Below are 22,947 nucleotides of genomic sequence, written 5' to 3' on the forward strand. Positions count from 1 at the left end.
TCCGTACCCCGGGCCTTCGGTCTATTGCGCCCGCTCCACCCCGCCCGGAGGCGCGGGAGCGGACCAGCGATCCGGAGCGGAGCGAATGAGGAACGGTGAGCGACCAATGAACGCCGACGCCCCCGCCACGGCGCGACCCGCCGTCGAGCTGGAGGGCATCACCAAGCGATTTCCCGGCGTCGTCGCCAACCACGACATCCGCATCACCGTCGATCCCGGCACGGTGCATGCGATCGTGGGGGAGAACGGCGCGGGCAAGTCGACCCTGATGAAGATCCTCTACGGCATGCAGAAGCCGGACGAGGGCACCATCAAGATCAACGGCACGGAGGTGTCGTTCCGCACCCCCAGCGACGCGATCGCGGCGGGCATCGGCATGGTGCACCAGCACTTCATGCTGGCCGACAACTTCACCGTGCTGGAGAACGTCGTCCTCGGCGCCGAGCCGAAGAAGGCCGGCGCCCTCGACACCGCCCGGGCGCGCGCCCGCATCGAGGAGCTGTCGTCCAACCACGGCCTGCACGTGGACCCCGACCGGCTGGTCGAGGACCTCGGCGTCGGCGACCGGCAGCGCGTGGAGATCCTCAAGGTCCTCTACCGGGGCGCCCGCATCCTCATCCTCGACGAGCCCACCGCGGTCCTCGTGCCGCAGGAGGTGGACGAGCTCTTCGAGAACCTGCGCGAGCTCAAGGCGGGCGGCCTGACCGTCATCTTCATCTCGCACAAGCTGGACGAGGTGCTCAGCATCGCCGACGCGATCACCGTGATCCGGCGCGGCACCACGGTCGCCAGCGTCGACCCGCGCGAGGTCACCGCCCGGCAACTGGCCGAACTGATGGTCGGCAGCGAGCTGCCCACGCCCGAGACCCGCGAGTCCACGGTGACCGACACGGTGGCCCTGAGCGTGTCGGGTCTGACCATGGAGGCCGACGGCTTCCGGCCGCTGCCCAAGGGCACCCCGGTCGCCGAGTACACGGCGGGCCTGCGGGCCGAGGGACGGCGGCTGCTGCTCGACGACGTGTCGTTCGACATCCACCGGGGCGAGATCCTCGGCATCGCCGGCGTCGAGGGCAACGGCCAGTCCGAGCTCATCGAGGCGATCATGGGCATGCGGCCCGCGCACGGCACCGTGGAACTCGCCGGTGCCGACATCAGCTCCTGGAGCACGCTGAAGCGGCGCGAGGCCGGCATCGGCTACATCCCCGAGGACCGCCACCGGCAGGGGCTCCTGCTGGAGGCGTCGCTGTGGGAGAACCGCGTCCTCGGCCACCAGACCCGCAAGCCGTCCCGCCGCGGCGTCTGGATCGACCGGCGCGCCGCCAAGGCCGACACCCGGCGCATCATCGACGAGTACGACGTCCGCACCCCGGGCGTCGACACCCTCGCCCTGGCCCTGTCGGGCGGCAACCAGCAGAAGCTCATCGTCGGCCGGGAGATGAGCGGCGAGCCGGTGTTCCTCATCGCCGCCCACCCCACGCGAGGCGTCGACGTGGGCGCCCAGGCCGCCATCTGGGACCACCTGCGCGCCGCCCGCGCCGCCGGGCTGGCGGTGCTGCTCATCTCGGCCGACCTGGACGAGCTGATCGGCCTGTCCGACACCCTGCACGTGATCTACCGGGGACGGCTCGTCGCCCGGCTCGACCCGTCCGACGTGACCCCCGAACGGCTGGGCGGCTACATGACCGGCGCGATCAGCGGCTCCACCGCCGAGCCTGCCGAAGAGGAGGCGTGATGCCCGCGGGTCTCTACCGGGCGCTGCTCACCGTGGCGGGCGCCGCCGTCGCGATCGTGCTGGCGGTGGCCATCTCCAGCGTCGCCATCAGCGTGGCGGGCGCCAGCCCGGAGGCGGCGTTCGCGGCGCTGTTCAACTTCGGCGAGAGCGAGCGCGCGGTGGTGAACGGCATCACCAGCATGATCAACCGCTCGGTCCCGCTGTTCATCGCCGGCCTGGCCGTGGCCGTCGGCTTCCGGATGAACCTCTTCAACATCGGCGTCGAGGGGCAGTACCGGATCGCGGCCCTCTGCGCCGCGTTCGTCGGCGCCCAGTTCTCGCTGCCCGCCCCGATCCAGATCCTGCTGATCATCGTGGTCGCGGCGGCCGTCGGCGGCCTGTACGCGCTGATCCCGGCCGTGATGAAGGTCACCCGGGGCGTGAACGAGGTCATCTCGACCATCATGCTCAACTACATCGCCATCCAGCTGGCGGCGTTCCTCGTGCGCGGCCCGTTCACCGGCGAGCGCGCCAAGGGACAGCTCACCACGAGCACGCCCACGCTGCCCGAGTCGGCCTGGTTCCCCAACCTCAACGGCCTGTTCGAGATGTTCGGGCTGCCCGCGCCGCGCGGTGGCGGCCTGTGGGGCTTCCTCGCCGTCGCGGTCCTGCTCGGCGTGGCCGTCTGGGTGCTGCTGGAGCGGACCAAGTTCGGCTTCGAGGTCAAGGCGAGCGGCCTCAACCCGATGGCCGCGCTGGCCGCGGGCGTCAAGCCGAAGAAGATGGTGATCGCCGCGATGGTGCTGTCGGGTGCGATCGCGGGGCTGATCGGGCTGCCGGAGATCCTCGGTGACAAGCACAACTTCGGCTCGAACTTCACGCCCGGTCTGGGCTTCCTGGGCATCGCCGTCGCCCTGCTCGGCCGCAACCGGCCGGCGGGCATCGCGGTGGCCGCGCTGCTGTTCGGCTTCCTCGACCGGGCGCAGGGGCCGCTGCAGTTCGCCAACGTGCCGCCCTCGGTCATCGCGATCATGCAGGGCGCGATCGTGCTCCTCGTGGTCGTCGCCAACGAGATCACCAGCAGGATGGCGCTGCGGCGCGAGGAACGCCGGGCCGCACGGCAGCTCGGCAGGCACACTCCGGTTGAGGTGGCAGCATGACGACCGTCGCGGGCTCGACCCGGATCCGCAAGTACCACCTGGTGCTCATCGGCGTCGCCGTGCTCCTCCTGCTCATGTCGCTCGTCCGGATCATCTCCGGGCAGAACGACATCACCTCCTCGGGGACGTTCTCCGCCGCGCTGATGCTGGCGGTGCCGATCGGCCTGGCCGGTCTCGGCGGCCTGTGGGCCGAGCGGGCCGGCGTGGTCAACATCGGCCTCGAAGGCATGATGGTGCTCGGCACCTGGTTCGCCGGCTGGGCCGGCTTCCAGTGGGGGCCGTGGGCGGCGGTCGTCGCCGGCCTGCTCGCGGGCGCGCTCGGCGGGCTCATCCACGCGGTCGCGACCGTGACCTTCGGCGTCGACCACATCATCAGCGGCGTCGCCATCAACCTGCTCGGCCCCGGCATCACCCGCTTCCTGTCGGAGGTCCTCTACAAGGAGGGCACCCCGGCCGCCGCGGCGGGCGCCGGCATCACCACCTCGCCGCCGCTGAAGTGGGAGGCGCCCACTCCCAGCCTGCCGCTGCTGTCGTCCGGCCCCGACTGGCTGGGCAGCCTGGAGCGCACCCACTGGTTCCTCGTGTCGGACGTGGCGGGGATCCTGCGCGGGCTGACGCACAATGTGAACGTGCTGGTCATCCTGGCCGTCCTGCTGATGCCGCTGACGTTCTTCGTGCTCTGGCGCACGGCGTTCGGCCTGCGGCTGCGCTCGGCGGGCGAGAACCCGTGGGCCGCCGAGTCGCTGGGCGTCAACGTCTACCGCATCAAGTACGCCGCGGTCGTCATCTCCGGCGCCTTCGCCGGGCTCGGCGGCGTGTTCCTGGTCTTCATCACCACCAAGTACGTCGAGGGCCAGACCCAGGGCCGCGGCTTCATCGGCCTGGCCGCCATGATCTTCGGCAACTGGCGGCCTGGCGGCCTCGCGTCCGGCGCCGCGCTGTTCGGCTTCGCCGACGGCCTCCAGCTGCGCAGCAGCGGGGGCGGTGGGGCGGTCACGTCGATCCTGCTGTTCGGCGCCATCCTGCTGCTGATCTACGTCGGCGTGCGGATCAAGGCCATGCTCGCGCCGGTCCAGGCCGAGGTGGCCGTCACCCGGACACCCAAGGACTACACGCTGCTGGCCGGCGCCGTACTGGGCGCGATCGCGCTCCTGTGGCTCTGGTTGACGGTCGACAAGCTGTCGGACGAGCTCGTCCGCGTCACACCATACGTGCTCACGCTGCTCGTGCTCCTGGTCGCCTCGCAGCGGCTGCGGATGCCCAAGGCCGACGGTGTGCGCTACCGCCGAGGGGAGCAACACTGATGGGCACCGACACGAGCGTCGACTGGGACGGGCTGCGGGCCGCCGCCACGGAGGCCATGCACCGGGCGTACGCGCCGTACTCGAAGTTCCCCGTCGGGGCCGCCGCGCTGGTCGAGGACGGCCGCGTCGTGACGGGCTGCAACGTGGAGAACGCCTCCTACGGGCTCGGCCTGTGCGCCGAGTGCGGCCTGGTGTCGGCGCTGCACGCCACGGGCGGCGGCCGGCTGGTGGCCTTCACCTGCGTGGACGGCCACGGCGAGCTGCTGATGCCGTGCGGGCGCTGCCGGCAGTTGCTGTTCGAGTTCGGCGGCGAGGACCTGCTGGTGGAGACCGTGGACGGGCCGAAGCCGATGGCCGTGATCCTGCCCTACGCCTTCGGCCCCGACGACCTTTCCCGGAGCTCCTGATGGACGCCATCGAGGTCATCGTCGCCAAGCGCGACGGCCACGAGCTGACCACCGACCGGATCGACTGGGTGATCGACGCCTACACCCGCGGCGAGGTCGCCGACGAGCAGATGTCGGCCCTGGCCATGGCGATCCTGCTCAACGGCATGAACCGCGGGGAGATCGCGGCCTGGACCCAGGCCATGATCCGCTCGGGCGAGCGCATGGACTGGTCCGGCCTCGACCGGCCGACCGCCGACAAGCACTCGACCGGCGGCGTCGGCGACAAGATCACGCTGCCGCTGGCCCCGCTCGTGGCCGCGTGCGGCGCGTACGTGCCGCAGCTCTCGGGCCGCGGCCTCGGCCACACCGGCGGCACGCTCGACAAGCTGGAGTCGATCCCCGGCTGGCGGGCCTCGCTGTCCAACGACGAGATGCTGGACGTCCTGCGCTCGGCGGGCGCGGTGGTGTGCGCGGCCGGCTCCGGCCTGGCGCCCGCCGACAAGAAGCTGTACGCGCTGCGCGACGTCACCGGCACGGTCGAGTCGATCCCGCTCATCGCCTCGTCCATCATGTCGAAGAAGATCGCCGAGGGCACGGGCTCGCTGGTGCTCGACGTCAAGGTCGGCTCCGGGGCGTTCATGAAGACCGTGGAGCAGGCCCGCGAGCTGGCCGAGACGATGGTCGCGCTCGGCACCGACGCGGGCGTGCGCACGGTGGCGCTGCTCACGGCCATGGACCGGCCGCTCGGGCTGGCCGTCGGCAACGCCCTGGAGGTCGAGGAGTCGGTCGAGGTGCTCGCCGGCGGCGGGCCGTCCGACGTGGTGGAGCTCACCGTACGGCTGGCGCGGGAGATGCTGGAGGCCGCCGGGATCGCCGGCAAGGACCCCGAGCAGGCGCTCAAGGACGGCTCGGCGATGGACCACTGGCGCCGCATGATCGCCGCCCAGGGCGGCGACCCCGACGCGCCGCTGCCCCGGGCGGCCGAGACCATGACCGTCGCGGCCCCCGCGTCGGGCGTGCTGACCGGCCTCGACGCGTACGCGGTCGGCCTGGCCGCCTGGCGGCTCGGGGCGGGCCGGGCCCGCAAGGAGGACCCGGTGTCGGCCGGCGCCGGCGTCACGCTGCACGCCAAGCCGGGTGACGTGGTCCGTGAGGGGCAGCCGCTCATGACCCTGCACGCGGACGAGAGCGCCCGCTTCGAGCGGGCCCTGGAGGCCCTGGAGGGCGGCTACGCGGTCGGCCCGGCGGCGGGGGAGCACCTGCCGCTGGTCATCGACCGCATCACGGCGTAGCGCTCCGAGACGCTCACGAGCCCGTGCGGGACCTCTCGCACGGGCTCCGTCGTGTCGGGCCCCTGAGGGTCAGGCGACGGGGACGGGCGCGTCGGCGAAGACCTCGGCGAGGACCGCGCGGTGGGTCGGCAGCGCCGCCGTGTGGCGGGCGCGCCCGTCGTCGGTCAGGCACACGAACACGCCGCGCCGGTCGACGTCGCAGGCGCCGCGCACGACGAGCCCGGCCTTCTCCAGCCGGGCGACCACGCGGGACAGCGCGCTCTGGCTGAGGTGGACCTCGTCGCACAGCTCCTGGAGCCGCAGCTTGCGCTCGTGGCCGGCGAGCCGGTCGAGCACCTCGAACTCGCTGGCGCCGAGCCCGTGCTTGTCGCCCAGCTCACGCTCCAGCATGCACATGGTCCTGGCGTGCTTGGCCAGGACGTCGTGCCACACAACGACGAACGCCTCGTCCATGACGCGGAGGTTACCACTCCGCGAAATCCCATGCAACGGAATTAAATGCGTTTGCATTAGATGCGGATGCATGTAATGTACGGACCCATGTCGTCTTCCTCATCTCGTTGGGGCGCGCTCGCCGTGCTCTGTGCTGTGATCTTCCTTGACGCCCTTGACGTGTCGATGGTCGGTGTGGCGTTGCCTTCCATCCAGCACGATCTGGGGTTGACCACGTCGTCCCTGCAGTGGGTCGTCAGTGGCTACGTGCTCGGTTACGGCGGTCTGCTCCTTCTCGGCGGCCGGACCGCCGACCTGCTCGGGCGGCGCAGGGTGTTCCTGGTCGCTCTGGGCGTCTTCGCCGTCGCCTCGCTGCTCGGCGGCATCGTGGACGACGGGACGCTGCTGATCGCCGCCCGTTTCGTCAAGGGTGTGGCCGCCGCCTTCACCGCCCCGGCCGCCTTGTCGATCATCACGACCACGTTCCCCGAGGGCCCGGAGCGCAACAGGGCGTTGAGCATCTTCACCGCCTGTGGCGCCAGCGGCTACTCGCTCGGCCTGGTGATCTCCGGTCTGCTCACCGAGATCGGCTGGCGGTGGACCCTGCTGATGCCCGTGCCGATCGCCATCATCGCGCTCGTCGCCGCGCTGAAGGTGCTGCCCCGGGTCGCCGAGGACCGCGCCGAGGGCGGCCACGACCTGCTGGGCGCCGTGCTGATCACCGCCTCGATGCTGCTGCTGGTCTACACCGTCGTGCAGGCGCCCGAGGCCGGCTGGGGCTCGGTGCGCACCATCGGCTCCCTGGTGGCCAGCGCCGCGCTGCTCGGCCTGTTCGTCCTCGCCGAACTGCGGATGCGCCACCCGCTGGTGCGGCTCGGCATCCTGCGCTCCGGCTCGCTCGTCCGCGCCAACCTCGGCCTGCTCATCCTCATGGGCTCGTACGTGGCCTTCCAGTTCGTCGCCATGCAGTACTTCCAGAACCTGCTCGGCTGGTCCGCCCTCGGCACGGCCCTCGCCTTCCTGCCCGCCGGCCTGCTGGTCGCGGTGACGTCCACGAAGATGGGCGACTTCGCCGACCGGTTCGGCACCGGCAAGCTCATCGTCATCGGCGCCGCCGCGCTGGCCGGCGGTTACGCGATGTTCCTCGGCATCGACGAGCGGCCCAGCCTGGGCGGCCTGGTCATCCCGGGCATGCTCCTGCTCGGCGTGGCGTTCGCGCTGTCGTTCCCGTCGCTGAACATCCAGGCCACCAACGGCGTGGACGACGACGAGCAGGGCCTGGCCTCCGGCCTGCTCAACACCTCCGGCCAGGTCGGCGGCGCGATCGTGCTGGCCGTGGTCACCGCGGTCCTCACCTCCGGCCCGGCGGGCGGCCTGTCCGTCGGCGCGCTGCGCTCGGCGATCGTGGTGTCGCTGATCCTCGCGGTCGTGGGGCTCGGGATCTCGGCCTTCGGGCTGCGTCCCGCCAAGCCCGCCCTGGCGGAGGAGCCCGAGGTCAAGGCGTACGAGACCGTCTGACCCCGTACCGGCGTACGTCCGGCCGGAAGGCGCGATCCACGCGCGAAGGGCCCCGCGACCGCGGCGGGGCCCTTCGCCATGTGCGGGCACCCGCGACGACCTAGCCCTCCGGCATCACGGACCGCGCCGGTCGGGCTTCGCGGCGGCCTCGGCCGGGCATCTCCCCGGTATGAGCACGTCATCCCCGGCCCCGGCACGCCCGGCGGCGCGGCTACGCCATCTCACCGGGCTCGCCGTCCTGGCCGCCGTGGCGCCCCTGGCGGCCTGCGGGGCCGGCTCGGGCGGCACCGCGACCGCCACCATCTCCCCGGAGCCGACCGCCCCCGTACGGCCCGGCGAGGACACCGCCTCCGGCCCGGCCACCCCCGCCCCCTCCGCGTCCGGCACGCCCGCGGCCACCGGAAGCGCCCGCCCCGACGAGCTCGCCCCCACGCCCCTCCCGACCAGCACCGCGCCGGTCCGGGTCGAGCGCGACCGCGGCGAGCCCGCCGTCGTGACCGGGGTGCGCGCCGGCCGCCACGAGGGCTTCGACCGCGTCGTCGTGGACCTCAAGGGCGGCATGCCCGGCTACACCGTCCGCTGGGTGGACGAGCTGGAGCAGGACGGCTCCGGCAAGCCGCTCGACCTGCGCGGGCACCCCTGCCTGTACGTCCTGCTCACCCCCGCCCAGGCGCACACCGACGACGGCACCCCGACCTGGACCGGCACCCCGCTCACCCAGCCGCTCGGCAACGTCAGCCGGATCCTCCGGGCGGGCGACTTCGAGGGCCGGGTGAGCGCCGGGATCGTCGCCGGCTCCAGGACGCCGTTCCGGGTCCGCGAATACACCCGGCCCGACCGGCTGGTCATCGACGTGGCACACTGACACGGTGGTGAGAAGGATCGAAGGACCCACGCGGATCCCGGTTCCCGGCGGCAAGCTCATCGACGAGCACATCGGCCGGGTCAACAGCGGTGACGAGGCGATCTCCATCGCGCACATGGTCGCGCCGCCCGGCTGGGAGGAGCCCGCGCAGACGCCGTCGTTCACCGAGTACACCGTGGTGCTGCGCGGCACGGTCCTCGTCGAGCACGCCGGGGGCGTCACCGAGGTGTCGGCGGGCCAGAGCGTCGTGTCCGAGCCGGGGGAGAAGATCCGCTACAGCGCCGGGCCGGAGGGCGCGGAGTACGTCGCGGTCTGCCTGCCCGCCTTCAGCCCCGAGACCGCCGGCCGCGAGTGACGGGCGGGCGTGTCGTACGCGTTCCCTGAGGCGGGGGAGAGGCCACATATCATGGCCTGATGAGCCCCACGCTTGACGAGATCCGCCGGGCGCCCAAGGTGCTGCTCCACGACCACCTCGACGGCGGCCTGCGCGCCGAGACGATCGTGGAGCTGGCCCGTGAGGCGGGTTACGGCGGCCTGCCCACGACCGACCCCGGCGAGCTGCGGCAGTGGTTCGAGGAGGCGTCCGACTCCGGGTCGCTGGAGCGCTACCTCACGACGTTCGACCACACGGTGGGCGTCATGCAGACCCGCGAGGCGCTGGTCCGGGTGGCCGCCGAGTGCGCCGAGGACCTCGCCGCCGACGGCGTCGTCTACGCCGAGGTCCGCTTCGCGCCCGAGCAGCACACGACCGCCGGCCTCACCCTCGACCAGGTGGTCGAGGCCGTCCTGGACGGCTTCCGCCAGGGGTCGGAGGGGCGCGGCATCCGGGTCGGCACGCTGCTGACCGCGATGCGCCACGCCGCCCGCTCGATGGAGATCGCCGAGCTGGCCGTGCGCTACCGCGACGTCGGCGTGGTCGGCTTCGACATCGCCGGCGCCGAGGCCGGCTACCCGCCCACCCGCCACCTCGACGCCTTCGAGTACCTCCAGCGGGAGAACGCCCACTTCACCATCCACGCCGGCGAGGCGTTCGGGCTGCCCTCGATCTGGCAGGCCATCCAGTGGTGCGGCGCCGACCGGCTGGGGCACGGCGTGCGCATCATCGACGACATCTCCGTGGCCGAGGACGGCACCGCCAAGCTCGGCCGCCTGGCCGCGTACGTGCGCGACAAGCGCATCCCGCTGGAGATGTGCCCCACCTCCAACCTGCAGACCGGCGCCGCCCGCTCGATCGCCGAGCACCCCATCGGGCTGCTGCGCCGCCTGTACTTCCGGGTCACGGTCAACACCGACAACCGGCTGATGAGCTCGACCAGCGTGTCGGAGGAGTTCGCCAAACTGGTCGAGGCGTTCGGCTACGGCTGGGACGACCTGCAGTGGTTCACGGTCAACGCGATGAAGTCGGCGTTCCTGCCGTTCGACGAGCGGCTGGCGCTGATCAACGGCGTCATCAAGCCGGGCTACGCGCGGCTGAAGTGGCAGCCGTGAAACAGTCCTACCGGTCGCGGTTCGCGTTCGTCCTCGGATGGGTGTGGGTGGCGTTCACCGCGCTCAACGTCTTCGACCTGATCGCGCGCTACAACGGCAAGCCGGCGCTCGTGGCGCTGGCCGTGCTGGCCGTCCTGACCGCGCTCGTGTACGTGGTCGCGCTCAGGCCGGTCACGCGCTTCACCGAGGACGCGCTGATCGGCCGCAACCCCCTGCGCACGACCGCCGTGCCGTGGGCGTCGGTCGAGGAGGTCACCGTCTCCCACTCCATCAACGTCCGCCACGGCGCGGGCGAGCTGCTGCGGCTGTGGACGCCGGTCAGCAGCGCCCGCGAGCGGGCAAGGGCGCGGCGCCGGGGCGCCGCGCCGCCGCAGCGGGGCCGCTTCCGCACCGAGCCCACGCTGACCAGGGGCGAGCAGAACGCGGCCGACGCGCTGGCGGGCAAGACCCACGCCGACTGGGTGGGGGAGCAGATCACCGAGCGCGCCGAGACGGCCCGGCACCGCGGCAAGGAGGCGGGTCCGGCGCGGGTGTCGTGGGCGTACGACTCGTTCGCGGCGATCGCGCTCGCCGTGGTGATGGTGGTCGTCGCCTTCGCCGCGAGCTGACGCCCGTCGTCGCCGTCCGTGCGGCGGCTCCGGAGCCCGGTTGACCCTGACACCGTGTGAGGTCCTACACCTGGAGCGGTCATGTTCGGCATCGGAGACTTCGCCAGGCTCGGGCTCGTGTCGGTGCGCATGCTGCGCCACTACGACGCCATCGGCCTGCTACGCCCCGCGCACGTGGACCCCGTCACCGGCTACCGCTCCTACCGGGCGGACCAGCTCTCCCGGCTCAACCGCGTCGTCGCGCTCAAGGACCTCGGCTTCACCCTGGAGCAGGTCAGGGCGATCGTCGACGACGAGGTGAGCACCGAGGAACTGCACGGCATGGTGCGGCTGCGCCGCGCCGAGCTGGAGGCGCGCATCAGCGCCGACCTGGCCCGGCTGCGCGGCGTCGAGGCGAGGCTCCGCGCGATCGAGAGAGAGGGCGGCATGGGAACCGCGGACGTGGTGGTCAAGAAGGTGGCGCCGATGAGGGTGGCCGAGCTGAGCGCGCTCGCCCCGAGCTACGAGCCGGAGAGCATCAGCCCGGTCATCGGGCCGCTCTTCGGCGAGCTGTGCGCGCGGCTGGACGCGGCGGGAGTGACGCCGGCCGGTCCGTCCGTCGCGTACTACCTGCCGGAGGGCGACGGGCCGGTGCGGGTGCACGCCGCGTTCCCGCTCTCCGCCGAGCCGCCCGCCGGCGGGGGGCTGCGGGTCGTCACGCTGCCGGCCATCGAGACAGCGGCGACGCTCCTCCACCACGGGTCCATGGACGGGGTGGGGTCGACGTTCCAGGCGCTGGCGCACTGGATCGAGGAGAACGGGTACCGTTCGCTCTCGCTCGGCAGGGAGGTGTACCTGCACTGCCCGGAGGAGGAGGACGCGTGGGTGACAGAGCTCCAGATCGAGGTGGCCCGGCCCGGCACGGCTCCGTAGACCCCGGCGATCTCGGCGGTCACGGGCTCGCGGAGCTCGAACGGCACCGCGCCGAGCTGACCGGCTACTGCTACCGCATGCTCGGCTCCGGGTTCGAGGCCGAGGACGCGGTGCAGGAGACCCTGGTCAAGGCGTGGCGCGGCCTCGACCGCTACGACCCGGGCCGCGCCTCCGTCCGGTCCTGGCTGTTCGCCATCGCCACGAACGTCTGCCTGGACATGCTGCGCGGCCCCCAGCGGCGGGCCCGCGCCATGGACCTGGCCCCGGCCGCCACCCCCGGCGCGGCACTGGGCGCGCCGCTGCCCGAGGAGCGCTGGGTCCTGCCGCTGCCCGACGGCCGCCTGCCGCCTGCCGACCCGGCCGAGCTGGCGGTGGTCAGGGAGTCGGTGCGGCTGGCGTTCGTGGCGGCCCTGCAGCGGCTGCCGGCGCGCCAGCGGGCCGTGCTCATCCTGCGCGAGGTGCTGCGCTGGAGCGCCGCCGAGGTCGCCGGCCTGCTCGGCGTGAGCGTCGCCGCGGTCAACAGCGCCCTCCAGCGCGCCAGGGCCGCCCTCCCGGCCGCGCCGGAGCCGCCGTACGAGGAGGTGGACGAGGAGCTGCTCGGCCGGTACGTGGACGCCTTCGAGCGGTACGACGTCGAGACCCTGGTCGCGCTGCTGCACGCGGACGCCACGATGGCGATGCCGCCCTACACCTGGTGGCTGCGCGGCCGGGACGTCATCGGCGCGGTCCTGCGGGCGGCCGGGGCACCCTGCGCGGGGTCCCGGCTGGTGCCCGCCGGGCGGGCGAACGGCGCCGCGGCCTTCGGCCAGTACCGGGAGGGGCGGCCGTTCGCGCTGGTGCTGTTCGAGACGTCCGGCGGGCTGGTCACGGGCCAGACCACGTATCTCGGGGACCGGCTGTTCCCGATGTTCGGTCTGCCGATGAGTTCGGCGCCCCGGCTCCGTACCAGGGGGTGAGAGAAGGAGGAACCATGACCATGCCCCGCATCGTCGAACATCCCGACCGCCCCTACGTCGGCGTGCTCAGGACCATCACCATGACGACCTTCGGCGAGGTCGCCGACCGCATCCCCGAGCTGATCGCCTGGCTGGGACGGCAGGGCGTCGCCCTGGCCGGCGCCCCCTTCCTCAGGTACCGGGTGATCGAGACGGCCGCCGACCGCCTGGAGGTGGAGGCGGGAGTGCCGGTCCCCCGGCCCCTGGACGGGACCCTGGCGGAGGAGGCCGGCTTCTTCGCCGCCGCGCTCCCGGCCGGGCGCTACGCCACGGTCACCCACCACGGGCACCCCGACCGTCTGGCCGGCGTCATCGGCGACCTGCTGGGCTGGGCGGACAAGGAGGGCCTGACGTGGGACCTCACGGAGCGCGACGGCGCCGAGCGCTGGGGCTGCCGCCTGGAGCTCTACGAGACCGACCCGCGCGTCGAGCCCGACCCGGCGAACTGGGACATCAGGCTGGAGTTCCGCCTCGCCTGACCGCAACCAGGGCGCCCCACCCGTGGCCACGGCTGTCACCAGGGCCGTCACCAGGCGATCACCCGCCGCCCATGACCCGCCTGCCGCCCGCAACCCGCCGGCCACACCGCCACACCGCCCCACCGCCGACCGCCCGAAGCCCGTTGTCGTCGCCCGTCACCCACCCGCCGCCCCGGCCTGTCGTCGGCCGCCCCGCGCAGTACGGCGAGTTCTGTGGCATGGAAGACGTCCGCCATGTCACAGGCGGGCGGGCTGTCTCGTCTCGGGTGGCGGAGACAGGACACGTGCGTCGGGAAGGTGATGGTCATGCGGGTGTTCGTGGCCGGCGGGGCCGGGGTGTTGGGGCGGCGGCTGGTGCCGCGGCTCGTGGAGCGCGGCCACGAGGTGACGGCGACCACGACGAGCACGGCCAAGCTGGGCCTGCTGGAGCAGTGGGGCGCCGAGGCGGTCGTGATGGACGGGCTGGACGCGCGCTCGGTCGGTGAGGCCGTGGCCCACGCCCGGCCGGATGTGATCGTGCACCAGATGACGGCTATTTCCGGCAAGCCTGATATCAAGCACTTCGACCGCTGGTTCGCCGTCACCAACCGGCTGCGCACCGAGGGGACGGACCACCTGCTGGCCGCCGCCGAGGCGACCGGGGTGTCGCACGTCGTCGCGCAGAGCTACGCCTCGTGGAACGGCATCCGCAAGGGCGGATGGGTCAAGACCGAGGAGGACCCGCTGGACCCGACCAGCACCGGCCAGGGCGCTCAGGCGATCCGGCACCTGGAGGACGTGGTGGTCAAGGCCGGCGGCGCGGTCCTGCGCTACGGCGCGTTCTACGGCCCGGGCGCCACCGACGACCAGGTCGAGCTGGTGCGCAAGCGCCAGTACCCGGTGATCGGCGACGGCGGCGGCCACAGCTCCTGGGTCCACCTGGACGACGCGGCGGACGCCACCGTGCTCGCCGTGGAGCTGCGGGCCAGGGGCGTGTTCAACATCGTGGACGACGACCCGGCCCCGGCGCGCGAGTGGCTGCCCCACCTGGCGGCGTGCGCCGGGGCGAAGCCGCCCATGCGCATTCCCGTCTGGCTGGCCCGGCCGCTGGCGGGCGGGGCGGCGGTCGCGATGATGACCGAGGGGCGCGCGTTCTCCAACGCCAAGGCCAAGCGGGAGCTCGGCTGGGAGCCGCGCCACCCGTCGTGGCGGCAGGGGTTCGAGGAGGAGCTGGCATGAGCAGGGCGCAGGAGTTCCAGGAGCTGCGGCCGCTGCTGTTCTCGATCGCCTACCGGCTTCTCGGCAGCGTGAGCGAGGCCGAGGACGCGGTGCAGGAGACCTGGCTGCGGTACGCCTCCTCCCCGACCCGGCCCGCCTCGGTCAAGGCGTACCTGTCGGCCACGGTGTCGCGGATCGCGATCGACGTGCTGCGCTCGGCGCGCGTGCGGCGGGAGGAGTACGCCGGGCAGTGGTTCCCCGAGCCGCTGCTGGCCGACCCGTACGAGGACCCGGAGCGGTCGGCGGAGCTGGCCGACTCGGTGTCGATGGCGGCCCTGCTGCTGCTGGAGCGGCTCAGCCCGCTGGAGCGGGCGGTCTTCGTGCTGCGGGAGGTGTTCGGGTTCGGCTTCGCCGAGGTCGCCTCGGCGGTGGGCCGCTCGGAGGCGGCGTGCCGCCAGCTCGCGGTGCGGGCACGCCGCCACATGGACGCCGGACGCGCCCGGTTCGAGGCGGATCGCCGGGAGCGGGAGGAACTCGCCGGACGGTTCTTCGACGCCTTCCGGGAGGGGGACGTCGCCGGGCTGCGGGAGCTGCTCGCCGCCGACGTGCGGATGGTCGGCGACAGCGGTGGCAAGGCCCCGCTGTGGGGCAAGGGCGTCTTCGGCGCCGACAACGTGGCCCGGACGCTGGCCTCGATCATCGCGCCGTTCCTGCGGATCGGCGGCACGGTGGAGCCGCACGAGATGAACGGCCAGCCGGGCGCGATCTTCCGCGACCGGGACGGCAGGATCGTCAACACCCTGCTGCTCGACGTCCTGGACGGGCAGGTCCAGACGATCCGCGCGGTGATCAACCCGGACAAGCTGCGGCACCTGGGGCCGGTGGCGGACGCCTGGGCGGTCGTCCGCGAGGCCAACCAGGCCCGCCGGCCCACGACCTGACGGACGACAGGAGATCCTCACCATGATTCTCGTGACCGGCGCCACCGGGAACGTCGGCGCCGAGGTCGTCGGCCGGCTGCTCGACGCGGGCGAGAGGGTGCGCGTCATCAGCCGCGACCCCGCCGCCCATTCCTTCCCCGGCGGCGTCGAGGTGCTGCCCGGCGACCTGACCCGGCCGGAGACGCTGACGAAGGCGCTGTCCGGCGTCGAGCGGGCGTTCCTGTTCCCGGTCCTCACCGGGGTCGGCGGGTTCCTCGACGCGGCACGGGACGCCGGCCTGCGGCACGTCGTGCTGCTGTCGTCGCAGACCGTCACGTTCGCCACGCCGGGGTGGGTCGGGGAGCGGCACCTGCGGCTGGAACGGGACGTCGAGGCGTCCGGGCTGCCGTGGACGTTCGTGCGCCCCGGCGCGTTCATGACCAACGACCTCGCCTGGGCGCCCCAGATCCGCGGCGACGGGGTCGTCCGCGGAGTGCACGGCGCGTCCGCCCTGGCGCCCGTCGATCCGCGCGACATCGCCGCGGTCGCCGTACGCGCCCTTCTCGACCGGCGTACCGGTGAGGCGTTCCTGCTGACCGGACCCGAGGCGCTGACCCAGGTCGAACGGGTGCGGATCATCGCGGAGACGATCGGCCGGCCGCTGCGGTTCGAGGAGCAGCCGCCGGAGGAGTTCCGGGAGCGGATGCTGCGCCACGGGACGCCCGCACCGGTGATCGACGAGCTCATCGACGGGTTCGCCGCGAGAATCGGCGCGCCGGAGGAGGTGGTGCCGACGGTCGAGGAGGTCACCGGGCGGCCGGCGTTCACCTACGCCCAGTGGGTGGCCCACCGCGCGGCGGCGTTCGGCGCGACACCGGCCTGACGCCGCCCGCCCCGGCCGCCCCGGCCGCGCCTCGGAGAGCGCGTCCGGGGCCTCCGGTGGGCGGGACATCCGGTCGGGCGTGACGGCCGCCCCCGAGTGACGGCCCCCGGCGGATTCAGGGACGTCGGGCCGCCCGGCGCGAACCCAGTGGTGTCAGTGCAGGTCGAGGGCCTTCGTCAGGTCGGCCCTGAGGGCGTCGAGGGCGCGGGCGGCCTCGGCGCGGGCCGCCGGCACGTCGTCCGTGACCGGGACCACCACCTCCAGGTAGCACTTGAGCTTGGGCTCCGTGCCCGAGGGCCGGACCACGACGCGGGCGCCGCCCGACAGCGTGTAGCGCAGGCCGTCGGTCGGCGGCAGGCCGCCGTCGCCGCGGCTCAGGTCGTCGGCCCGTTCCACCGTGCGGCCGCCCAGCCCGGCCGGGGGAGTCGCCCGCAGGCGGGCCATGGCGTCCGCGATCAGCGACAGGTCCTCGACCCGGACCGAGAGCTGCGAGGTGGCGTGCAGGCCGTAACGGCGCGCCTGGTCGTCCAGCAGGTCGAGCAGCGTGCGGCCGTCGCGCTTGGCGGCGGCGGCGATGGCCGCGACCGTGAGGGCGGCGCCGATGCCGTCCTTGTCGCGCACCGGCAGCCCGGCGTCGGACCCGACGCTGTAGCCGATGGCCTCCTCGTAGCCGAACACCAGGCCCGGACCCGCCTTGATGATCCACTTGAACCCGGTCAGCGTCTCGCCGTAGCGGACGCCGTGGGCGCGGGCGATCTTGCCGAGCAGGGTGGAGGAGACGATCGTGGTGGCCACCATGCGGTCGCCCGTGGTGTGGGTGATCACGTGCTCGGCGAGCAGCCCGCCCACCTCGTCGCCCGTCAGCATGCGCACCTGCCCGCCGGGCAGCGGCACGCCCACCGCGCACCGGTCGGCGTCGGGGTCGTTGGCCAGCACGAGGTCGGCCCCCGTGCGGGCGGCCAGCGCGGCGGCGAGGTCCATGGCCCCGGGTTCCTCGGGGTTGGGGAAGGCCACCGTCGGGAAGGCGGGGTCGGGGTCGCGCTGCTCCTCGACCCCCATCGGGCTCGGGAAGCCCGCCCGCAGGAACGCGTCGGTCAGCGTGGCGCCGCCGACGCCGTGCAGCGGCGTGTACGCCACTCGCAGGTCGCGGGCGTCGCCCAGCGGCAGCGTGGTGACGGCGTCGATGTAGTCGTCGACGAGGTCCTCGCTCAGCTCGGTCAGCGTGCCGGGAGCGCCGAGCGGCAGCTCGTCGACGCGGCCCACGGCGTCGATCGCGGCCGAGATGCGGCCGTCGATCGGGGGCGTGATCTGGGAGCCGTCGCCCCAGTAGACCTTGTAGCCGTTGTCGCGGGGCGGGTTGTGGCTGGCCGTGACCATGACGCCGGCGTCGGCCTCCAGGTGGAGCACGGCGAACGCGAGCACCGGCGTGGGCAGCGGGCACGGCAGGATCGAGGCGTGCAGCCCGGCGCCGGTCAGCACGGCGGCCGTGTCGCGGGCGAACACGTCGGAGTTGCGCCGGGCGTCGTAGCCGATGACCACGTGCCTGCCGGGGCCGAGCACCGCGGCCAGGCCGGCGGCGGCGCGCATGACGGTGACCCGGTTCATGCGGTTGGGTCCGGCGCCCAGCTCGCCGCGCAGCCCGGCCGTGCCGAACTCCAGCCGGCTCCCGAACCGGTCGAGCAGCGCCTCGGTGTCGCCCGCGTCGAGGATCGCCGTGAGCTCGGCCCGGGTCTCCGGGTCGGGGTCCTGGGCCAGCCAGGCGCGGGCGGCCTCGACCAGGTCCGTGGCGGACGTGTCGCCGGTCATACGCGCTCGATGACCTTGGCCAGGAGGATGCCCATGCGGGCGGCCGTGGCGCGGCCGACCTCCAGGACCTCGGTGTGGTCGAGCGGCTGGTCCGACAGGCCCGCCCCGGGGTTGGTGACCAGCGAGACGCCGAGCACCTCCAGCCCGGCCTCGCGGGCGGCGACGGCCTCCAGCACCGTGGACATGCCGATGAGGTCGCCGCCGAGCGTGCGCAGCATGCGGATCTCGGCCGGCGTCTCGTAGGTGGGCCCGCGGAAGGCGACGTAGACGCCCTCCGCGATAGAGGGGTCGACCTCGTGGACGAGCGCCCGCAGCCGCTTGGAGTAGACCTCGGACAGGTCGATGAACGTGGTGCCGGTGATCGGGTTGGCGCCGGTCATGTTGATGTGGTCGCTGATCAGCACCGGGTCGCCGACCCGCTGCGTCTCGGGGCGCAGGCCGCCGGCGGCGTTGGTCAGGACGAGCGTGCGGACCCCGGCGGCGGCGACGGTGCGCACGCCGTGGACCACCGCGTCGACGCCCCGGCCCTCGTAGAGGTGGCTGCGGCCGAGCAGGACGAGCGCGTGCCGGCCGCCGCCGGTGCGGACGACGCGGAGCTTGCCGCCGTGCCCGGCGACGGCGGGGGCCGCGAAGCCGGGAAGGTCGGTGAGCGGGATCTCGGTCACGACCTCCCCGAGCGCGTCAGCGGCCGGGACCCAGCCGGAGCCCATCACGAGGGCGACGTCGAAGGTGTCGAGGCCGGTCGCGGCCTTCAGCGCCGCGGCGGCCTCACCGGCCAGTTTGTACGGGTCGTTGGTCACCTCAGTAGTTTAGGAGGAGCCTGTCGAGCACCCGCACGCCGAACTGGAGCGCCTCGACCGGCACCCGCTCGTCCACGCCGTGGAACATCGACGCGAAGTCCATGTCCCCGGGCAGCCGCAGCGGCACGAAGCCGAAGCCGCGCACGCCGAGGTCGGCGAAGAAGGTCTTGTTGTCGGTGCCGCCCGACATGCAGTACGGGACCGCCCGCGCCGTCGGGTCCTCCGCCTTGAGCGCGGCGATCATCGACTCGACCAGGGCGCCGTCGAACGAGGTCTCCAGCGCGATGTCGTGGTGGACGAACTCGCGGCGCACGTTCGGCCCGAGCAGCTCGTCCACGGTCTTGAAGAACTCGTCCTCGTGCCCGGGCAGGAACCGGCCGTCCACGACGGCGCTCGCCCGGCCGGGGATCACGTTGGACTTGTAGCCGGCGTCGAGCTGGGTGGGGTTGGTGGTGTGGCTCAGGGTGGCGCCGACGAACCGGACCAGCGGCCCGATCTTGTCCAGGACCGGCGCCGGGTCGTTCTCGTCGAAGGGGATGCCGAACGCGGCGGCGACCTCGGTGAGGAACGTGCGGACCGTCGGCGTGAGGGTGATGGGCCACTCGTGGGCGCCGATCCGGGCGACGGCCTTGGCGATCTCGGTGACGGCGTTGTCGGAGTTGAGCATGGAGCCGTGCCCGGCGGTGCCGTCGGCGATGAGGCGCATCCAGGCCAGGCCCTTCTGCGCGGTCTCGATGAGGTAGAGCCGCAGCGACGGGTCCACCTCCAGGGAGTAGCCGCCGACCTCGCTGATCGACTCGGTGACGCCCTCGAACAGCTCGGGGTGGTGCTTGGTCAGGTGCTTGGCCCCGTACACGCCGCCCGCCTCCTCGTCGGCGACCCAGGCGAAGACGAGGTCACGGCGCGGCCGGCGGCCGTCGCGGGTGAGCTGGCGCAGGACGGCGAGCATCATCGCGTCCATGTCCTTCATGTCGACGGCGCCGCGGCCCCAGATGTAGCCGTCGCGGATCTCGCCGGCGAAGGGGTCCACGGACCAGTCGGCCGCGTTGGCGGGCACCACGTCGAGGTGGCCGTGGACGAGCAGCGCCGGCAGCGACGGGTCGGTGCCCTCCACGCGGGTGACCACGTTGCCGCGGCCGGGCGCGCTCTCGATGTAGGTGGCCTCGATGCCGACCTCGGCGAGCCGGGCCATGACGACCTCGGCGGCCGCGCGCTCGCCCGGACCGCTGCCGTCGCCGTAGTTGCTGCTGTCGACGCTGATCAGCTCGGTGCAGAGCTCGGCGACCTCGTTCTCGGCGGGGGTCGTGGCAGGGGTCTCGGCGGAAGTCATGGTGTCCTTTCCAGGGTGAGAAGGCCGGACTTGCGGAGATGGCCGCGCTTGTAGGCGCGGGTGATCAGGGTGACGTCGGTGCCGGTGACCTCGTGCAGGTCGCCGACGACCTCGGTGAGCAGGCGGTACAGGGCGGCCTCGTGGGCCACCGCGACCTGCACGATGAGGGAGTGGGTGCCCGCCGTGGCGGCGCAGTAACGCACGTGGGGATGGGCGGCCAGGGTGCGGCCGACCGTGTCGAGCCCGTCCGGGCGCACCTTGAGCCAGAGCTGGGCCTCCACCTCCAGGCCGAGCAGGGCGGGCTCGACCTCGGCCCGCAGCAGCAGCACCCGGCGTTCGAGGAGCGAGGTGACGCGCCGCCGGGCGGTGGGCACGGAGACGTCGAGCCGCTCGGCGATGGCGGTGAAGGCGATGCGGCCGTCGGCGACGAGCAGTTCGGCGATCTCCTGCTCCAGCGGCGACATGCCGTCCTCGTCGGGCAGCGGGCCGGCGGCCTCGGCCGGGCGCAGCTCCGCCACCTCCTGCTCGGTCAGGTACGGCGCGTGCCATTCGGCCACGGTCCGGAACGTGTGCAGCACGACCTGGGTCTGTGTCTGCAGGACCCCGTCGATCGCGGGCACCTGCGCGGTGATGATGTCGTGCAGCGCCTCGCGCGAGGGGGACACCAGCTCGCAGCCGATGTCGGCGACGCCGGTCAGGGCGTAGACCGAGCGGGTGTCGGGCCGGTCGGACAGGGCCTTGGCGACCGCGGCGGCGGTGCCGGGCCGGACCTGGACGTGCAGGTGGACGGGGCGTCCGTGACCGGAGCGGAGGTCGTCGTAGATCGCGGTGACGCGCACCGCCCCCTCGGCGACCAGGCGCTGCAACCGGCGGGCGACCGTGCGCTCGTGTTCGCCGACCGCCCTTCCGATCTCACCCCACGCCGCGCGCGGGCTGACCTGGAGGGCGGCGACCAGCCGGCGGTCCAGAACGTCCACTGAGAGCCGTTTCTATGTCGGGTTTGTAAATATGTGCCGTGATATTTGACTGTTTCGGTCGTCCACTTGCACAGTAGGCCATACCGCACCTTTCAGCAAAGGAGCCCCCGTGGCGACCTCCCCCGTTGCGCCGTCCACCGTCGGCATCCCCCGCAGTCGCGTCCGCCAGCTCATGGCGGCCAGCGTCGGGAACGTCGTCGAGTGGTTCGACTGGTACACCTACAGCTTCCTGGCGATCTACTTCTCCAAGCAGATCTTCCCCGAGACCGACAACAGCCTCGTCCCGCTGCTCAGCGGGTTCGCCGTCTTCGCCGTCGGCTTCTTCATGCGGCCCCTGGGCGGGCTGCTCGTGGGCGCCTTCGCCGACCGGTTCGGCCGCAAGGCGGCCATGACGTTCACCATCATCCTGATGGGCGGCGGGTCGCTGCTGCTCGCGGTCACGCCGACGTACGCCGCCGCCGGGGTGCTCGCGCCGATCGTGCTGACGCTCGCGCGGCTCATCCAGGGCCTGTCGGTCGGCGGCGAGTTCGCCGCCGCCACCACGTTCCTCGTGGAGTCGGCCCCGCCGGGGCGTCGCGGCCTGTTCTCCAGCTTCCAGTACGTCAGCACCACGATCGGCCAGCTCCTCGCCTCCGGCCTGGCCGCGATCCTCGCCAAGAGCCTCAGCGAGGCCGACATGAGCTCGTACGGCTGGCGCATCCCGTTCGTGGTCGGCGCCGTCATCAGCCTCGTCGGCCTGTGGATCCGCAAGGGCGCCGAGGAGACCAGCACGGTCGCCGAGGAGATCCGCGAGGGCAAGGCCGAGCGGCCGGCCCTGTTCGAGTTCCTCGTGCGCTACCCGACCAAGGCCGCGCTCATCGTCGGCATCACGGTCGCCGGCACCGTGTCCTACTACACCTGGACGACGTTCCTGCCGACCTACGCCCAGCTCACGGTGAAGTTCGACAAGGCCGACGCGCTCACGGTCGGGACCATCTCGCTGCTGTTCTTCATGGTCCTGCAGCCGCTGCTCGGCATGCTGTCGGACCGGATCGGCCGCAAGCCGATGCTCATCGTCTTCGGTCTGGGCTTCCTGATCCTGCCGGTGCCGCTGCTCGGCATGCTGTCGAACTCCTTCGCCAGCCTGCTGTTCGTCCAGTGCCTCGGCATGGTCTTCCTCGGCTGCTTCACCTCGATCTCGGCCGCGGTCAACTCCGAGCTGTTCCCGACCCGGGTGCGCGCGGCGGGCGCGGGCTTCCCGTACTCGCTGACTGTGGCGATCTTCGGCGGCACGGCGCCGCTGATCGGCACCGCGCTGCAGGAGGCCGGCAACATGCACCTGTTCCCGTGGTACGTCTCGGCGCTGGCGCTGATCTCCACCTGCGTCTACGCGTTCGCGCTGAAGGAGACCAAGGACCAGCCGCTGAGCTAGGCGGACCCGGTCACGTGCCGAGGGACTTGCAGGGGCGCCCGCGCAGCTCCTTGACGTAGTCGTCGGGCGCCCCCGCCCGCTCCGCCGCGTCGGCCAGGATGCCGAGGTAGCGGGCGGAGGGCAGGCCGCCCTCGTAACCGTCGAGCACGTAGAACCAGGCCACCTGCTCGCCCTCCAGGGTCTGCACCCGCAGCCGGACCTTGTGGTAGAGGCCGCGGGCCGCGCCCTCCCACTGGTCGAGCGAGTTCTCGTCCCACTCGGGCACGTCGTACAGGACCACGAAGACGTGCTCGTCCGGGTCCTCGACGATGGTGGACAGCGCGCCCTCCCAGCCGATGTCCTCACCGCCGAACGTCAGGCGCCATCCCTGGAGCCAGCCGACGCCGCGCACGGGGGAGTGCGGGGCGCGCATGGCCATCTGCTCTGGGTCCATGTTGCTGCCGTAGGCGGCGTAGACAGGCACAGCTCAC

At 72.8% G+C, this 22,947-nt stretch carries 23 protein-coding genes; 17 read left to right on the forward strand and 6 right to left on the reverse strand.

Features of this window, described 5'->3' with window-relative positions:
* The first annotated feature begins 106 nt into the window (after positions 1–106).
* From HT134_RS12180 to HT134_RS12200, 5 genes are read left to right on the forward strand one after another with little or no spacing between them, the layout of a single operon-like run.
* The gene (locus HT134_RS12180) at positions 107–1,732 is read left to right on the forward strand and encodes an ABC transporter ATP-binding protein (protein WP_175600472.1); all 1,626 of its coding nucleotides are present in this window, start codon (positions 107–109) and stop codon (positions 1,730–1,732) included.
* Positions 1,732–2,871, forward strand: coding sequence for an ABC transporter permease (locus HT134_RS12185; protein WP_175600473.1), 1,140 nt, complete (start codon positions 1,732–1,734; stop codon positions 2,869–2,871). The genes HT134_RS12180 and HT134_RS12185 overlap by 1 nt, the downstream gene beginning before the upstream one ends.
* On the forward strand, positions 2,868–4,175 hold the full coding sequence (locus HT134_RS12190) for an ABC transporter permease (RefSeq protein WP_175600474.1): 1,308 nt from the start codon (positions 2,868–2,870) through the stop codon (positions 4,173–4,175). The genes HT134_RS12185 and HT134_RS12190 overlap by 4 nt, the downstream gene beginning before the upstream one ends.
* Positions 4,175–4,582 (forward strand): cytidine deaminase, encoded by a 408-nt coding sequence (locus tag HT134_RS12195; RefSeq protein ID WP_175600475.1) that lies wholly within the window; start codon positions 4,175–4,177, stop codon positions 4,580–4,582. The genes HT134_RS12190 and HT134_RS12195 overlap by 1 nt, the downstream gene beginning before the upstream one ends.
* Positions 4,582–5,856, forward strand: coding sequence for a thymidine phosphorylase (locus HT134_RS12200; protein ID WP_175600476.1), 1,275 nt, complete (start codon positions 4,582–4,584; stop codon positions 5,854–5,856). The genes HT134_RS12195 and HT134_RS12200 overlap by 1 nt, the downstream gene beginning before the upstream one ends.
* A gap of 69 nt (positions 5,857–5,925) precedes the next feature.
* On the opposite strand, the gene HT134_RS12205 is transcribed toward HT134_RS12200, so the two are convergent.
* Positions 5,926–6,309 (reverse strand): MarR family winged helix-turn-helix transcriptional regulator, encoded by a 384-nt coding sequence (locus HT134_RS12205; RefSeq protein WP_175600477.1) that lies wholly within the window; start codon positions 6,307–6,309, stop codon positions 5,926–5,928.
* A gap of 87 nt (positions 6,310–6,396) precedes the next feature.
* Here HT134_RS12205 and HT134_RS12210 point away from each other — a divergent pair, with 87 nt between their 5' ends.
* The 11 genes from HT134_RS12210 to HT134_RS12260 all read left to right on the forward strand — a co-directional run bounded on the left by HT134_RS12210 (position 6,397) and on the right by HT134_RS12260 (position 16,153).
* Positions 6,397–7,806, forward strand: coding sequence for an MFS transporter (locus HT134_RS12210; RefSeq protein ID WP_246364370.1), 1,410 nt, complete (start codon positions 6,397–6,399; stop codon positions 7,804–7,806).
* 169 nt (positions 7,807–7,975) lie between these two features.
* Entirely contained in the window at positions 7,976–8,671 is a 696-nt protein-coding gene (locus HT134_RS12215; RefSeq protein ID WP_175600478.1) for an AMIN-like domain-containing (lipo)protein, read from the forward strand.
* Positions 8,672–8,675: 4 nt separating this feature from the next.
* The gene (locus HT134_RS12220) at positions 8,676–9,026 is read left to right on the forward strand and encodes a cupin domain-containing protein (RefSeq protein ID WP_175600479.1); all 351 of its coding nucleotides are present in this window, start codon (positions 8,676–8,678) and stop codon (positions 9,024–9,026) included.
* Between the two features lie 59 nt (positions 9,027–9,085).
* The gene (locus HT134_RS12225; RefSeq protein WP_175600480.1) at positions 9,086–10,159 is read left to right on the forward strand and encodes an adenosine deaminase; all 1,074 of its coding nucleotides are present in this window, start codon (positions 9,086–9,088) and stop codon (positions 10,157–10,159) included.
* Positions 10,156–10,767, forward strand: a complete 612-nt coding sequence (locus HT134_RS12230) for a hypothetical protein (protein ID WP_175600481.1) — start codon at positions 10,156–10,158, stop codon at positions 10,765–10,767. Before HT134_RS12225 ends, HT134_RS12230 begins: the two co-directional genes overlap by 4 nt.
* A gap of 81 nt (positions 10,768–10,848) precedes the next feature.
* A complete protein-coding gene (locus tag HT134_RS12235; protein WP_175600482.1) occupies positions 10,849–11,679 on the forward strand; it encodes a MerR family transcriptional regulator in 831 nt (276 codons plus the stop codon).
* Positions 11,628–12,635, forward strand: a complete 1,008-nt coding sequence (locus tag HT134_RS12240) for an RNA polymerase subunit sigma-70 (RefSeq protein WP_175600483.1) — start codon at positions 11,628–11,630, stop codon at positions 12,633–12,635. Before HT134_RS12235 ends, HT134_RS12240 begins: the two co-directional genes overlap by 52 nt.
* Positions 12,636–12,649: 14 nt before the next feature.
* The gene (locus HT134_RS12245) at positions 12,650–13,153 is read left to right on the forward strand and encodes a GyrI-like domain-containing protein (protein WP_175600484.1); all 504 of its coding nucleotides are present in this window, start codon (positions 12,650–12,652) and stop codon (positions 13,151–13,153) included.
* Positions 13,154–13,459: 306 nt separating this feature from the next.
* The gene (locus HT134_RS12250) at positions 13,460–14,371 is read left to right on the forward strand and encodes an NAD-dependent epimerase/dehydratase family protein (protein ID WP_175600485.1); all 912 of its coding nucleotides are present in this window, start codon (positions 13,460–13,462) and stop codon (positions 14,369–14,371) included.
* A complete protein-coding gene (locus HT134_RS12255) occupies positions 14,368–15,291 on the forward strand; it encodes an RNA polymerase sigma-70 factor (protein WP_175600486.1) in 924 nt (307 codons plus the stop codon). Before HT134_RS12250 ends, HT134_RS12255 begins: the two co-directional genes overlap by 4 nt.
* Positions 15,292–15,313: 22 nt before the next feature.
* Positions 15,314–16,153, forward strand: coding sequence for an NAD(P)H-binding protein (locus tag HT134_RS12260; protein ID WP_175600487.1), 840 nt, complete (start codon positions 15,314–15,316; stop codon positions 16,151–16,153).
* 153 nt (positions 16,154–16,306) lie between these two features.
* Here the strand turns inward: HT134_RS12260 and HT134_RS12265 are convergent, their stop codons facing one another.
* Genes HT134_RS12265 through HT134_RS12280 form a run of 4 tightly spaced genes read right to left on the reverse strand, consistent with a single transcriptional unit; the run spans position 16,307 to position 21,066 of the window.
* On the reverse strand, positions 16,307–17,959 hold the full coding sequence (locus HT134_RS12265) for a phospho-sugar mutase (RefSeq protein WP_175600488.1): 1,653 nt from the start codon (positions 17,957–17,959) through the stop codon (positions 16,307–16,309).
* Positions 17,956–18,759: a purine-nucleoside phosphorylase gene (locus HT134_RS12270; protein WP_175600489.1), complete on the reverse strand. Its 804-nt coding sequence runs from the start codon at positions 18,757–18,759 to the stop codon at positions 17,956–17,958. The genes HT134_RS12265 and HT134_RS12270 overlap by 4 nt, the downstream gene beginning before the upstream one ends.
* A 1-nt stretch (position 18,760) precedes the next feature.
* Positions 18,761–20,089, reverse strand: a complete 1,329-nt coding sequence (locus tag HT134_RS12275) for a M20/M25/M40 family metallo-hydrolase (protein ID WP_175600490.1) — start codon at positions 20,087–20,089, stop codon at positions 18,761–18,763.
* Positions 20,086–21,066 (reverse strand): Lrp/AsnC family transcriptional regulator, encoded by a 981-nt coding sequence (locus tag HT134_RS12280; protein ID WP_175600491.1) that lies wholly within the window; start codon positions 21,064–21,066, stop codon positions 20,086–20,088. The genes HT134_RS12275 and HT134_RS12280 overlap by 4 nt, the downstream gene beginning before the upstream one ends.
* A gap of 109 nt (positions 21,067–21,175) precedes the next feature.
* Here HT134_RS12280 and HT134_RS12285 point away from each other — a divergent pair, with 109 nt between their 5' ends.
* Positions 21,176–22,477: an MFS transporter gene (locus HT134_RS12285; protein WP_312888091.1), complete on the forward strand. Its 1,302-nt coding sequence runs from the start codon at positions 21,176–21,178 to the stop codon at positions 22,475–22,477.
* 10 nt (positions 22,478–22,487) lie between these two features.
* Here HT134_RS12285 and HT134_RS12290 read toward each other — a convergent pair whose 3' ends face one another.
* Positions 22,488–22,940, reverse strand: a complete 453-nt coding sequence (locus tag HT134_RS12290) for a gamma-glutamylcyclotransferase family protein (protein ID WP_175600492.1) — start codon at positions 22,938–22,940, stop codon at positions 22,488–22,490.
* Positions 22,941–22,947: the final 7 nt, after the last annotated feature.

This window comes from Nonomuraea rhodomycinica (assembly GCF_013363995.1).
Taxonomy (GTDB): domain Bacteria; phylum Actinomycetota; class Actinomycetes; order Streptosporangiales; family Streptosporangiaceae; genus Nonomuraea; species Nonomuraea rhodomycinica.

Coding starts and splice junctions, on each gene's coding strand:
- HT134_RS12260 (WP_175600487.1), top strand. CDS start 15,314: ATGATTCTCGTGACCGGCGCCACCGGGAACGTCGGCGCCGAGGTCGTC.
- HT134_RS12180 (WP_175600472.1), top strand. CDS start 107: ATGAACGCCGACGCCCCCGCCACGGCGCGACCCGCCGTCGAGCTGGAG.
- HT134_RS12250 (WP_175600485.1), top strand. CDS start 13,460: ATGCGGGTGTTCGTGGCCGGCGGGGCCGGGGTGTTGGGGCGGCGGCTG.
- HT134_RS12195 (WP_175600475.1), top strand. CDS start 4,175: ATGGGCACCGACACGAGCGTCGACTGGGACGGGCTGCGGGCCGCCGCC.
- HT134_RS12245 (WP_175600484.1), top strand. CDS start 12,650: ATGACCATGCCCCGCATCGTCGAACATCCCGACCGCCCCTACGTCGGC.
- HT134_RS12225 (WP_175600480.1), top strand. CDS start 9,086: ATGAGCCCCACGCTTGACGAGATCCGCCGGGCGCCCAAGGTGCTGCTC.
- HT134_RS12235 (WP_175600482.1), top strand. CDS start 10,849: ATGTTCGGCATCGGAGACTTCGCCAGGCTCGGGCTCGTGTCGGTGCGC.
- HT134_RS12190 (WP_175600474.1), top strand. CDS start 2,868: ATGACGACCGTCGCGGGCTCGACCCGGATCCGCAAGTACCACCTGGTG.
- HT134_RS12255 (WP_175600486.1), top strand. CDS start 14,368: ATGAGCAGGGCGCAGGAGTTCCAGGAGCTGCGGCCGCTGCTGTTCTCG.
- HT134_RS12215 (WP_175600478.1), top strand. CDS start 7,976: ATGAGCACGTCATCCCCGGCCCCGGCACGCCCGGCGGCGCGGCTACGC.
- HT134_RS12185 (WP_175600473.1), top strand. CDS start 1,732: ATGCCCGCGGGTCTCTACCGGGCGCTGCTCACCGTGGCGGGCGCCGCC.
- HT134_RS12205 (WP_175600477.1), bottom strand. CDS start 6,309: ATGGACGAGGCGTTCGTCGTTGTGTGGCACGACGTCCTGGCCAAGCAC.
- HT134_RS12210 (WP_246364370.1), top strand. CDS start 6,397: ATGTCGTCTTCCTCATCTCGTTGGGGCGCGCTCGCCGTGCTCTGTGCT.
- HT134_RS12275 (WP_175600490.1), bottom strand. CDS start 20,089: ATGACTTCCGCCGAGACCCCTGCCACGACCCCCGCCGAGAACGAGGTC.
- HT134_RS12200 (WP_175600476.1), top strand. CDS start 4,582: ATGGACGCCATCGAGGTCATCGTCGCCAAGCGCGACGGCCACGAGCTG.
- HT134_RS12265 (WP_175600488.1), bottom strand. CDS start 17,959: ATGACCGGCGACACGTCCGCCACGGACCTGGTCGAGGCCGCCCGCGCC.